This is a genomic window from Vicinamibacterales bacterium (genome assembly GCA_036496585.1).
Taxonomy (GTDB): domain Bacteria; phylum Acidobacteriota; class Vicinamibacteria; order Vicinamibacterales; family 2-12-FULL-66-21; genus JAICSD01.
The window spans coordinates 19,574-32,285 of record DASXLB010000065.1; the positions used below are offsets into that span (position 1 = coordinate 19,574).

The 12,712-nt window shown below is 68.2% G+C and carries 8 protein-coding genes; 4 read left to right on the top strand and 4 right to left on the bottom strand.

Annotation, left to right across the window (positions count from 1 at the left end):
* Nucleotides 1-81: 81 nt before the first annotated feature.
* On the top strand, nucleotides 82-777 hold the full coding sequence (locus VGI12_18585; GenBank protein ID HEY2434685.1) for a fumarylacetoacetate hydrolase family protein: 696 nt from the start codon (nucleotides 82-84) through the stop codon (nucleotides 775-777).
* 37 nt (nucleotides 778-814) lie between these two features.
* On the opposite strand, the gene VGI12_18590 is transcribed toward VGI12_18585, so the two are convergent.
* Nucleotides 815-1,573: an RES family NAD+ phosphorylase gene (locus tag VGI12_18590; protein HEY2434686.1), complete on the bottom strand. Its 759-nt coding sequence runs from the start codon at nucleotides 1,571-1,573 to the stop codon at nucleotides 815-817.
* Complete coding sequence (locus tag VGI12_18595) at nucleotides 1,539-1,916, bottom strand: antitoxin Xre/MbcA/ParS toxin-binding domain-containing protein (GenBank protein HEY2434687.1); 378 nt, start codon at nucleotides 1,914-1,916, stop codon at nucleotides 1,539-1,541. The genes VGI12_18590 and VGI12_18595 overlap by 35 nt, the downstream gene beginning before the upstream one ends.
* Before the next feature lie 74 nt (nucleotides 1,917-1,990).
* On the opposite strand from VGI12_18595, the gene VGI12_18600 reads away from it, so the two are divergent.
* Both VGI12_18600 and VGI12_18605 read left to right on the top strand, forming a co-directional pair.
* The gene (locus tag VGI12_18600; protein ID HEY2434688.1) at nucleotides 1,991-3,721 is read left to right on the top strand and encodes an ABC transporter ATP-binding protein; all 1,731 of its coding nucleotides are present in this window, start codon (nucleotides 1,991-1,993) and stop codon (nucleotides 3,719-3,721) included.
* Between the two features lie 28 nt (nucleotides 3,722-3,749).
* Nucleotides 3,750-5,459 carry an ABC transporter ATP-binding protein gene (locus VGI12_18605; protein ID HEY2434689.1) on the top strand — a complete coding sequence of 570 codons (1,710 nt, stop codon included), beginning with the start codon at nucleotides 3,750-3,752 and terminating at the stop codon, nucleotides 5,457-5,459.
* A 22-nt stretch (nucleotides 5,460-5,481) separates the two neighbouring features.
* Here the strand turns inward: VGI12_18605 and VGI12_18610 are convergent, their stop codons facing one another.
* Both VGI12_18610 and VGI12_18615 read right to left on the bottom strand, forming a co-directional pair.
* On the bottom strand, nucleotides 5,482-7,866 hold the full coding sequence (locus VGI12_18610) for an ADOP family duplicated permease (GenBank protein ID HEY2434690.1): 2,385 nt from the start codon (nucleotides 7,864-7,866) through the stop codon (nucleotides 5,482-5,484).
* A gap of 86 nt (nucleotides 7,867-7,952) precedes the next feature.
* A complete protein-coding gene (locus VGI12_18615) occupies nucleotides 7,953-11,264 on the bottom strand; it encodes a discoidin domain-containing protein (GenBank protein ID HEY2434691.1) in 3,312 nt (1,103 codons plus the stop codon).
* Nucleotides 11,265-11,350: 86 nt separating this feature from the next.
* Between VGI12_18615 and VGI12_18620 the strand changes: the two genes are divergently transcribed.
* Nucleotides 11,351-12,706, top strand: a complete 1,356-nt coding sequence (locus tag VGI12_18620; GenBank protein HEY2434692.1) for a ThuA domain-containing protein — start codon at nucleotides 11,351-11,353, stop codon at nucleotides 12,704-12,706.
* Nucleotides 12,707-12,712: the final 6 nt, after the last annotated feature.

A 12,712-nucleotide genomic window follows, 5' to 3' on the forward strand; every position in this document is an offset into this window, starting at 1 on the left:
GCCTCCCTATAGGTAGCGACGCATACTATGACGGGATGCGGCGGGAAATGGTTGGCGGGGGCAGCCCGATATACTGGCCCGGTGAGCGACTACCTCTTCGCCCCGCCGGCGCCGCCGGCCGCGCCGGTGCGCGGCGGCCCGCGCTTCCCGATCCGCCGCATCTTCTGTGTCGGCCGCAACTACGAGGACCACGCGAAGGAAATGGGGGTGGCGGTCGATCGCGAGGCGCCGTTCTATTTCCTGAAGGCCTCGCAGCACTACCTGGCCTCGGGCGGGGCGGCCCCCTATCCGCCCGGCACCCGCAACTACCATCACGAGATCGAGCTGGTCGTCGCCATCGGCACCGGCGGGTTCCGCATCGCCGAGGCGGCGGCGCTCGACCACGTCTTCGGCTATGCCTGCGGCCTCGACATGACGCGGCGCGATCTGCAGGCGGCGGCCAAGGACAAGCAGCGCCCCTGGGACCTCGGCAAGAATGTCGAGCAGTCGGCGGTGCTCGGCGAGATCGCGCCGGCGGCGGCGATCGGCCATCCGTCCCGCGGCCGCATCGAGCTGCGCGTCAACGGACAGACGAAGCAGTCGGGCGACCTGTCGATGCAGATCCACGGCGTCGCCGCGGTCGTCGCCGACCTCTCGAGGTACTACCACCTCGAGGCTGGCGATCTGATCTACACCGGCACGCCGGCCGGCGTCGGACCGGTGCAGCCGGGCGACCGCCTCGAGGGATCGATCGAGGGGATCGGGACGATCGCGCTCCAGATCGACGAACCGGAATAGCGGCGGCCTTCCGCGCGCGCGCGGGAAGCGGCAGCCCTCATCGCTCCCAGCGCAGCGCCGCGATCCGGTGATCCGCCGCGAACGCCTCGCGCCCGAACTCGATCCCGCGATCCGGCATATCGCGCAGCGCCCGCGCGCCGTGCTCGCCGAGGGCAATCCGCCAGGTCTCGCGCGCCTGCGGCTCGCGCGCGCCGAACGCCCGGCAGCTGAGGAGCGCGAGATTGACGCCGCCGGCGTCGCGCGCCGACGGATAGCGCAGCAGCTCGACGCCTGCGTCGCGGGCCGCGTCCGCCAGCGCCTGGCATGGTGCGTAGTCGATGGGGTCCGTCCAGCTCGCGCGATCGGCGTCGAGCGGCGCCGCCCCGAGATCGAGCGCCGCCGCCGAACGGTAGCGCGCCGAGAACGCCGTGAACTCGCCGGCCCGCGCCGGCCACGCCGTCGCCGGCGAATCCGCGAAGAACAACAGCCGGTGGAACACCATCTCGGCGACGGCAGTGTCGACCGCTTGTGAGGCGTAGAACACGCCGGCGGTCAGGCCGGCGCGCCGAAACCGCGAGCCGCCGGGATACGGCGCGCCATACCGAAAAGGGGTCGCGAGCAGATAGTGCAGGCCGCGGCACTCGGCCGGCACGGGCGGCTTCGTCTCCTCGACGATCGACTCGAGCACGCGCTGCTCCGCGAGCGTGTCGACCAGCTTCATCGTCGGCACGTGATGCTGCGCCTCGACCAGGCGCCAGCAGGTGCCCGAGAGCGCGCGGCGCTCAGGCGAGAGCGCGGCGCGCGTCCAGGTAGGCAAGCGTGTGCACCAGGCCGGGGACGGTCTGGATCAGCGTCAGCGGCGCATCGCCGAGCGCGCTGTTGGGATTGCGCAGCCAGGCTCGCGCCACCGCCTCGTCGCCGTCGACGAGCCCGTCGAGCGCCCGGTAGAGACGTACGAACAGCACGGCGATCTCGAACGCTTTGTCGCCGGGCGACAACGTATAGGCGCCCGTCCCCATGCGCGATACCGTCGCGTCCGAAAGGCCGACGATCCGGGCGAGCGCCCGGTTCGACAAGCCGAGGAGTCCGGCGGCGCGCAGCGCCGCTTTCGTGACGACAAGCCCTTCGGACGGCGCTGGATCGATTGCAGGCGACGGCATGTAATTTCTATAGCAATATTATATCAGTTATTTTGCTGAAGATGGAAGCCGCCTGTGAGACACTAGCTGCTCCGGTGACTCCCCCGCGCCCCCCGAAGCTGACCAGCCTGCTCACCCCGTACCGGCCCCTCGTCGGCGGGATCGTGCTGCTGACGGTCGCGGCCAACGCGCTGAACCTCCTGGTGCCACGGCTGATCGCGCGCGCGATCGACGCCTTCGCGGGCGCCCGGCCGATCCCGCCGGCGCTGGTGGCCGGGTTCATCACCGTGGCAGCAGGCATCTTCCTCTTCACCTACCTGCAGAACATCGTGCAGACGTTCGCAGCCGAGCGGGTGGCGCGCGATCTGCGGGCGAAGATCGTCGCCACGCTGGCGACTCAGAGCCTCGCCTATGTCCAGCAGGTGACGACGGCCAAGCTGCTGACCAACCTGACGTCGGACGTCGACGCGGTCAAGCTGTTCGTCTCGCAGGCGATCGGATCGCTGATCGCCTCGGTGTTCCTGATCATCGGCGCCAGCGCGCTGCTGCTGTGGATCGACTGGAAGCTCGGCCTGGCGGTGATCGCGGTGCTGCCGGTGATCGGCATCACGTTCCAGATCGTGCTTCGCCGGGTCCGCATCCTCTTCGGGAAGGCGCAAGGGGCGGTCGACTGGCTGAACAAGGTGATCAGCGAGAGCATCCTCGGCGCCGCGCTGATCCGGCTGCTCAACTCCGAGGCGATCGAGCAGGGGAAGTTCCGCAAGGCGAACACCGAGGCGCGCGACATCAGCCTGCGCATCCTCAACCTGTTCGCCGGGCTCATCCCGATCATCATGTTCTGCACCAACGTCGCGACGCTGCTGATCCTGACGATCGGCGGCCGCTTCGTGATCGCCGGCCGCATGAGCCTTGGCGACTTCGCCGCGTTCAACAGCTATCTCTCGATCCTGATCTTCCCGGTGATCATGATCGGCTTCATGAGCAACGTCATCGCGCAGTCGACCGCCTCCTACGCGCGCATCGGCGCGGTGCTCGCGGCGCCGACGCCGCCGCAGCGCGGCGGCGTCGTGGCGGATCTGCGCGGTGCGGTGCGCGTCTCGCACGTCACCGTCCGCTACGCCGAGCGCGAGGCGCTCAAGGACGTCTCCTTCGAGGTCGCGCCAGGCAGCCGCACGGCGATCATCGGTCCGACCGCCGCCGGCAAGACGCAGCTCCTCTACGTGCTCACCGGGCTGCTCGACCCGGCGTCGGGGCACGTCGAGTACGACGGGCGCGATCTGCGCGACTACGACCGGACGGCGCTCCACCGCCAGGTGGCGCTCGTCTTCCAGGACGCGGCGATGTTCAACCTGTCGCTGCGCGAGAACATCGGGTTCAGCCGCGAGGTGCGCGACGCGGATCTCGACAAGGCGATCGCGACCGCGGAGCTCGCCGATTTCGTGCGGGCGCTGCCGCAGGGGCTCGACACGGTCGTCGCCGAGCGCGGCACCAGCCTGTCGGGCGGCCAGAAACAGCGGATCATGCTGGCGCGGGCGCTGGCGCTCAACCCGCGCGTGCTGCTGCTCGACGACTTCACGGCGCGCGTCGACGCCGCCACCGAGCGCAAGATCCTCGACAACGTCCGCGTCAACTATCCCGGCCTGACCCTCATCTCCGTCACCCAGAAGATCGCGCCGATCGAGGACTACGACCAGATCGTGCTGCTGATGGAAGGCGAGGTGCTGGCGGCCGGCACGCACCCGCACCTGCTCGACACTTGTCCCGAATACGCCCAGATCCATGACTCCCAGCGAAGCACCAGCCACTACGAGTCCGTACAGGCTTAGCGCGGCGCGGCCGCAGGCGAGCCCGTCGGTGCTGTCGGCGCTGAAGAAGCTGGCGCCGGTACTGAGGGGCGAGCACCGCCGGCTGGCGGTCGCCTTCGCGGCGACGATCGTCTCGGCCGCGATGGGGCTGCTCGGCCCGGTGATCATCGCGCGCACCATCGACACCGATATTCGCGGGCACGACTTCCACGGCGTGCTGGTCTCGGCCGGCGTGCTGCTGCTCGCCTATCTGGTCGGCCTGGTCGCCACCTACGTGCAGGCGCAGCAGATGGGACGGGTCGGCCGCTACCTGCTGTTCAACCTGCGGAACGCGCTGTTCGCGAAACTGCAGGACCTGCCGCTGGCCTTCTTCAACGAAAACAAGGCCGGCGACCTGATCTCGCGCATCAACAACGACACCGACAAGCTGAACCAGTTCTTCTCGCAGGCGCTGGTGCAGGTCGCGGCCAACCTGTTCGTGATGACCGGCGCGGCCATCTTCCTGGTGACGCTGCACGCGCGGCTCGGACTGGCGGCGCTCGCCCCGGCCGCCGCCGCGCTCGTGCTGACCCGTCTCGCCGGCCCCTGGATGAAGCGCCGCAACCTCGCGAGCCTGCAGGCCCTCGGCGCGCTGAGCGGCGAGATCCAGGAGAGCATGAGCAACTTCCGCGTCATCGTCGCGTTCAACCGCGTCGACTATTTCGAGCGGCAGTTCCGCGAGGCCAACGAGCGCAACTACGGCGCGTCGGTAGCGGCCGGAATCGCCAACACGGTGCTCATCCCGCTCTACGGCCTGGCGCTCAACCTCGCCCAGGTCGTCGTCCTGGCCTACGGGTTCTACCTGATCACGACCGGCGGCTTCACCGTCGGCCTGCTGATCGGGTTCCTGCTCTATGTGAACAGCTTCTACATGCCGCTGCGCCAGCTCGCGGCGCTGTGGTCGTCGTTCCAGCTGGCCATGGCCAGCCTCGATCGGATTTCGGCCGTCCTCGCGCTGCGCGGCGACCTGGCGCAGGCGCCAGCGGCGGCCGCCGCGGATGCCTCGGTGCTCGCCTTCGATCACGTCCGGTTCAGTTACGCGCCAGGCACCCCGATCCTGCGCGACGCGTCGTTCGCCTTCGAGCCGGGGAAGACGTATGCGCTGGTCGGCCCGACCGGCGGCGGCAAGACGACCACGGCCCTGCTGATGGCGCGGCTCTACGATCCGGCGGGTGGACGCGTGCTGCTCGACGGCCGCGACATCCGCGCCTATACGCCGGCCGAGCGCGCCGCGCGCATCGGCTTCATCCTGCAGGAGCCGTTCCTCTTCACCGGCACGGTGCGCGACAATCTCGTCTACGGCAACGAAGCGCTGTCCTCGCTCTCCGACGAAGCGCTGCTCGCGCGCCTCACGGAAAAGCACCTCGACGCGCTGCTCGAGCGGTTCAAGGAAGGGGTCGCGACGCCGGTCACCTCCAGCGGCGAGGGACTGAGCCTCGGCCAGAGACAGATCGTCGCCTTCATCCGCGCCGTGCTGCGCGAGCCCGAGATCCTCATCCTCGACGAGGCCACCGCGAACATCGACACGGTGACCGAGCAGGTGCTCGAGCAAATCCTCCGCGAGCTGCCGGCGCGCACGACCAAGGTCGTCATCGCGCACCGCCTCAACACGATCGAGAACGCCGACGAGATCCTGTTCATCAACGGCGGCGAGATCACCCGCGCCGGCTCGATGCAGGACGCACTCGACCTGCTGCTGCACCACAAGCGCGAGAGCTAGGGCGCGAGGCGCCCGCGACGCTTCACTCGGCTCGAAGCGCCGTCGCTGCGTCGGTGCTCGCGGCGCGGCGGGCGGGTCCGATCCAGGCGACGGCGGACGCCGCGACGATCAGGCATGTGGCGGCGGCGATGGACCAGAGATCGTACGGCGGCAGGCCGAACAACAGGCCGGCGATCGTGCGAGCGCCGGCCAGGCTTCCCGCAACGCCGAAGACCAGTGCGCCTGACGTCAGCAGCGTCCCTTCACGGATCACCCGCAGGATCAGGTTCGATGGCGACGCGCCGAGCGCACTTCGGATCGCCAGCTCACGGCGCTGGTTTTCAATGGAGACCGTCAGCACACCGTAGACGCCGACCAGCGCGAGGAAGACGGCAATGGCGGCCAGCGCCATCGAGGCAAGAGCCGATGACCGAGGGACGATTCCAGCTTCGGTCACGCGATCCGTCAGCGTGCCGACGTCGGTCAGTGCCACCTGGGGATCCAGTTGGTGTACCTGCTCTCGTAGTAGCGCGATCGCCTGGATCGCGGACATGCGCGTGTGAATGTAGACCTCGAGATCCGTCGACGGCCATTGTGCAGCCGGCAAATAGACGTACGGTTGTGGTCCTTCCGTGATCCCGTTGTACTGCACGTCCCCCACGACCCCGATGATGCGCACACTGGTTCCGGACCGACGACCAAAAATCGTCCCCTCCTCGATCAATATCTGGCCGAGCGGATCGCCGCCGAGCAGCCTGGCCATCGTTCGGTTGACGATCATCACAGTCTCGGCCGACTCCGTATCGTGGTCGTCGAACGCGCGCCCCACCAGGATCGGAACGCCCATCGTCCGGAAATATCCCGGGCTCATCGCGTCGAATCGGGCTGACAACGGTTCAGGAGCCTGTGGACGTCTGAAGGTTCCGACGGCCCGAAAGCGTTCGAGTACGGCCCTCGACTCGAAGGCAACGCCTTCGACTTCCGGCGTGCGCTCCAGCGCCTCCTGGAGCCGACGATAGAAGATCGCCGCCCGCGAGTCTGAATAGTTTTGATCGCGCAAGGAGACCTGGGCCGCGACACGGTCCGCCGGATCGAAACCGACGTCGATTCGCTGAACATTCCAGAAGCTTCGGAGCAGCAGTACGGCTGCCGTGACCACAACGCAGCCGACTGCGAGCTGGGCGACCACCAAAGTGCGCTGCGCCATCGTCTTGCTCGTGGCACCGCGAGAGGACGATTTCAGGACCTGCTGAGCGTCCTCACGCGTGCCCTTCCACGCCGCGACCGCGGTGAACGCGAGGGATGCCACCAACGAAATCCCCAGTGCGATCGCCACCAGTCTCCCGTCGAACGTCAACGTGACGGGGGCCGGGACCGGCATCGGGATGTTGCGGAAGAGCGGGGCGCTCCACCAGGCGAGCAGTACGCCCGTGGCGCCGCCGGCCGCGGTCAGAAGGACGCTTTCGGCCGCGAGACGACGAAACAGTTGGAGCCGTGTCGCGCCAAGCGCCTGTCGTACCGCAAGCTCACGGCCGCGTTCCGCACCTCGCGCCAGCTGCAGGCCCGCCACATTGGCGCAGGCGATGACCAGAATCGCGACCGCCAGCGCGGCGAAGATGCCAAGGAAGTTCAGGACGGTTGTGCGATAGGCCGGCCAGAACCGCAGATAGATGCCGCGCAGAGCTGCCAGGCGCCAACCGTCGCGCGTGCCATCCGTCGTGAGACCGGCGACGTACGACTGGACTTGTCGTTGGGTAACACCCGGGCGCGGACGAGCGATGGTCTGGAGATACGGAACATGCATTCGGGAAAGATCGACACCCAGCAGCTGCGGCGTCGCGGCGAGTGGCGCCCAGAATTCTGACGGATACGCCGGATCCTCGAAGTCCGGCCGAGTGACGCCAATGACAGTGTAGAACTCGCGTCCGAGCTGGATCGACGAACCGACGATGTTCGGATCTCCGCCGAAGCGATGTCGCCACGAGTCATAGCTGAGGACGAGTACCAGCGAGTGCGTGGCGGCCTTGTCGCCGATGAGGCGGCCGGTGAACGGCGCCGCCGCGAGTATGCCGAAATAGTTGTCGGATACGAGCTCGCCCTGGATATATGCCGGCTGCGCGATGCCTTCGAGGGTGGTGAACGTGCGAACGAAGGCGGCCACGTCGACGCGGTCGCGCAGACGGTCGCAGAGCGTCGCGTAGTCCCCGTACGACAGAACCTGAAACTGCGGAGCGGCGGCGCGCGTGTTGTAGAACGTGAGAAGAGAGGAACCGTTCGACGTGTGAATCGACCGCCAGAACGCGTTGTCGAGCGCGCCAGTCGCGATCGTGCTGGATCCGATCGCGATGCCGAGCGTCACGACTGTGATGATGGTGCCGGTCCGCTGTTTCAGGAGAAAGCGCCAGGCGACGCGAATGTCCTGCCACATGGCCGGCCTGTAGCACGACGGTTGTACGTAAAACGGGGAGTGGCCCTGCGCCACTCCCCGTTTCCGTTGATCGTTCGCGCCTCGCGCTACTTCGTCCCGGTCGTCGCCTTCGCCTCGTAGACCCGCAGGTTGCGGACGTTCCAGGCGGGGGCTTCCGGAAGGTTGTCGGTCTGCGTGATGCGGACGAACTTCGCCTGCGCCGGCGTGAAGGCGATCGTAGTGTGCCCACCCTCGCCGCGGCCTGAGACGACCGGCTTGCTCCACTTCTTGCCGTCCATCGACACCTGCACGTCGTAGGCGCGCGGATAGCCGGCCGACGCGGCGCCGCCGCCGGCGGGCGCGGCGCCACGGGCTGGGGGCGCGCCAGGCGCCGGAAGCGGCGCGGCGGCACGGCCGCCACCACCGCCGCGTCCGCCGCCGACCGAGTCGAACTGCAGCTCGGTGACGTTGGCGGCCTGCGGCAATTCGATCTGCAGCCACATGCCAGGCGCCTGCGGCGCGTTGGTGCTCCAGCCGCGCAGGTTGGCGGCGTACTCCGCCGTGTCGGCGCCGGTGCTGGCGGTGAACTTCAGCTGCTGCGGATCGACCAGGTGCGGCAGCGAGGCGTCGAGCTCGGGCTGCGTCCACGGGTTCTTGCGGCTGGCGATCTCGGCGCGCACACGCGCGACGTCGGCCGGGGTCACCATGTCGCCGGTGTTGCCGAACGACGTGCGGACGTAGGATGCGATGCCGGCGATCCACTCGTCGGTGTTGTCCATCGGCACCATCACGTCGCGGTAGGTCCGGCCGTCGAGCGGACCGGTGAGGCCGCGCATCAGCACCTTGATGATGTAGTCGCGGTGCCCCTGCACGCGCGGGGAGCCCGCGAGCGGCGGCCCCAGCGTCGCTCCGGCCGGGCCGGCGCTGTCGGGGGCGCCGAGCCCGTCAGGTCCGTGGCACGAGAAGCAGACCGCGTTGAAGACATCGCTGCCCGCGGTCAGGCGCTTCTCGTCGGCTGCGGTCAACGCCCGGCCGCGGGCGCCGCCGCCGAACGTCGCCGGCGGGGTCATCACCCGATCGCCGATGAGCGCGAGCCCCTTCGCCTTGTTCGTGTCTTCGGCCGACTTGACGATGTCGGAGATGTCCTTGAGCTTGAAGAGACTGGCCGAGAGCATCGCCTGGATCGCGACGTTCGTGTCGGGATCCTTGGCCATGCGGCGGTAGTCATCGGCAAACGTCTTGTCGCCGTTCTTGTAGAGGGTCTCGCTGGTGCGCAGCCCGTGAATGCGAATACGCGGGCTCTTGTCTTCCATGGCGTCACGGACCAGACGCGCGTCGAGCGCGCCCAGCCCTTCGAGCGTCCACAGCGCGTGGATCCGCGCCAGCGGGTCGTCGGACGTCCGCGCGAGCTGCACGAGCGCCGGCGCCACCGACTTGTCCTGCGAGAGGACGATCAGCCGCTGCGCCATGTCGCGCCACCAGCCGTTGGGACTCGAGAGATGCGCGACGAGCTGCGCCGGCGTCTCGCCGTACATGTGCGGCGGCGTGAACTTCGGCGTGATCGCCGCAATCGCCGGCTGACCGGGGTTGCTGTCGGTCGCCGCGACCGCGGCGCGGCCGTCGTAGCGCAGACGCCAGATGCGGCCGTACTGCGCGACCTTGTCGAGCTGATACTGCTCGATCTTGGCGCGCAGGTAACTGCCCGGGCCCGACCACTGCAGCTCCTGGATGATGCCGTGATACATGTCGGCGATGTAGAGCGTGCCGTCCGGACCGTTGGTCATGTTGACCGGCCGGAACAGCTGATCCGTGCTCGTCAGGAACTCCGAGTTCGGATAGACGTTGCGCAACTCGGTCAGTCCTTCGACGTTCTCGACCTTGGCGCGGCGGATGAGGCGCCCGACCGGCTCGGTGAAGAACAGATCCCCCTTGGCATCGGCGGGGAGCGCGTCGCCGCGGAAGATGGCCGGGCCCGTCGCCGCCGTGAAGTGATTCAGGTTGCCGGCCGGCATGCGGATGCGGCCGATGCCGCCCTGCATGTCGCCAATCCCGGGCGCCGGCCAGACGACGGCGAAGTCTTTCTCGAAGCCGTTTTCCATGCCCGGCGGGCAGTTCGGGCTGTTCGGCGGCGCCGGCGGCCCACCGCGCTGGACGCCGGTGATGCGTCCGCCGACGGCCGGGCACGGCGTGAAGGCGCCGTAGTGGATCGGGAACTGGAAATTCATCGGCCCGCGCTCGCCGCCCGCGTCCACGAACCACGGTTTGCCGTCGTCGTCTGTGCTGAGCCCCCACTGGCCACCGTTCGGCCCTGTGGGCTCGCGCTGGAAGCCGTTCGGTGTCCAGCGGATGCGGAAGGGGTTGTAGGTCGTGTAGATCCAGTTGTCGAGGTTCCACATCAAGCCGGCCTTCTGGTGCTCGATGTTGGCGTCGCCGCTCTGGCCGATGCCGGTGAACACGACCTCACGCTTGTCGGCGATGCCGTCGCCGTTGGTGTCGGTCAGCTTGATGATGTCGTCCGAATCGGTTTCGCTCGCGAGGATGACGCCGTCGCCGAGCGGCAGGATCATGCGCGGCGCGACGAGCTTGTCGGCGAAGACGGTGTGCTTGTCGTAGACGCCGTCCCCCTTGGTGCTCTCCCAGCGGCTGATGCGGCTGATCGGATCGTGCTCCTTCTGCGCGTCGGCCGTCATCATGTAGCTGACGAGCTCGGCGACGTACATGCGGCCGTTGCCGTCGAACTCGATGGCGCCGGGGCTGATGATCTCCGGATCGGCGGCGACGAGCTCCATGCGATAGCCGGGCGGCAGGATGAAGCCCGCCGCTTCCTCGGCCGGCGTCTTCGCCTTCATCGGCGGCTTCGGCGTGAAGTCCGTATTCTCGTTGGTCATCTGACGGCCGCCGCCACCGAAGCCGCCGCCAGCGCCCTGGCCGGCGCCGCGCTGCGGAGCCGGGAACGGCGCGCCCGGCGCCTGCCTGGCCGCCATGCCGGCCATCTCGTACTGGCCGTCCATGATCGACATGTTCACGCGCTGAACGGTGGCCTGCGCGCCCGCCGTCGTGTCAGGCGTGAGCGATAACACCGTGGCGATCGCCGTGCCCTGCATGTCGAGGGTGTAGCGGATGGCGAGGCTGGTGCCGGCCATCGACACGCGCGTGTTGGTGATCGGCGCCTGCCCTTCCGGGGTGACGATCGCGGTCACCTTGCCGCCGTCGGCCTTCACCGAGACGAGCGACGTCATCTGATTGCCGCCCATGGAGACGGTCGATACCCAGTCGCCGACGAAGGGCGCGGCCTGCGCCGCGGTCGGCGCCGGCGAGGCCTGGGCGAAACCGTTCAGGATCGTCGTCGAGAAGGTTGCGAGAAAGAGTGCGGACACCGCGGCAATGGCGGCTGGAACGGGACGGACGGAACGAACCATGTACTCCCCCAATTGAACGTGAGTGCAGCGTAAGCCGCGCCGCCGATTAGGTCAACTCCTGCCCATGGCACCCATATAATCAGCGCATGAAAACAGCCGCGTTGATAGGGGCACTCGTCCTTGCCGCTTTCGGTCAGCCTGCACGTGCGATTACGGCGGAACAGGCGGCGCCGTTTCTCGGAGACTGGACCGTCAGCTCCTCGGCTCCCGGAATAGGGGCGCAGACGTTCCAGGTCAGCGTCACGCGCGGCGCCGATGCGGTGAAAGCCACCGTGAAAGCCCCGAACCAGCCCGACGCCGCCGCGGGCGATGTGCGGTTATCGGGCAGGAGCCTCCTGATTTCCTACAACACCAGTTATCCCGGGATGAGCATCCCGACCGTCCTGATCCTGACCCCCGACGGCACCGCGATGCGCGCCGACATCTCCATCATGGAGGGCCAGCTCGAGATGTCGGGCATGGCCGCCAAGGGCGGACAGGGCGTCTCGAGACCCTCCCCCCCGTCGGGAACGGCTCAAGCTGGCCGCGGCGGAGCGCCGCCGCAGCCGCAGGTCGCGCGCGTGCTCGACTTGATGCAGATGATGGCGGCGCTGCCCGATACCGCTCCCGCCAAGCCGGCCAAGCCGCGCCGCGTCCTCGTGCTCGCGCGCGCGCAGGGCTTCGTCCACGCCTCGATTCCGCTCGCCGCCCGCACCATCGAAGCGCTCGGTCAGAAGACCGGCGCATGGACGACGGTCATCACCTACAACGCGGCCGACATCAACACCGACAACCTGAAGCAGTACGACGGCGTGTTCCTCGCCAGCACGACGGGCACCTTCCTCGACGATCCGGCCGATCCGGCGGCGACCAAGGCCCGGCGCGACGCCCTGCTCGAGTTCGTGCGCGGCGGCAAGGGACTCGCCGCCGTCCACGCCGCTACCGATTCGTACCACGGCGGCGCCCCGCAGCCCAACGTCGTCGACGGCGGCACGCCGCTGTGGCCCGACTTCAACAAGCTCATCGGCGGCTACTTCAAGTGGCACTGGCTCTACCCGACGCAGATCCCCGTGAAGATCGACGATCCCGACAGCCCGCTCACCGTCCCCTTCACCTATGTGAACCAGGGTTCGGGGGTCCGTCTGCCGCGTCCCTTCACGACCGTCGACGAGGTCTACACGTTCAACGACGCATCGTGGTCGCGCACGAACGCGCACGTCCTGACGAGCATCGACTACGCCAAACTGCCGGCTGAGACCAAGGCGCTGGAGCCGGCGCCGAAGCGCAGCGACAGCGATTACGCGCTCAGCTACATCCGCCGTGAAGGCAGCGGCCGCGTGTTCGTCGAAGTGCTCGGACACGACGAGTCGATCTACAAGATGGCGCCGATGCTGGCGCACATCCTCGCCGGCGTGCAGTACGCGCTGGGAGATCTGCAGGCCAACGACGCGCCGAGCAAGTGATGGGAA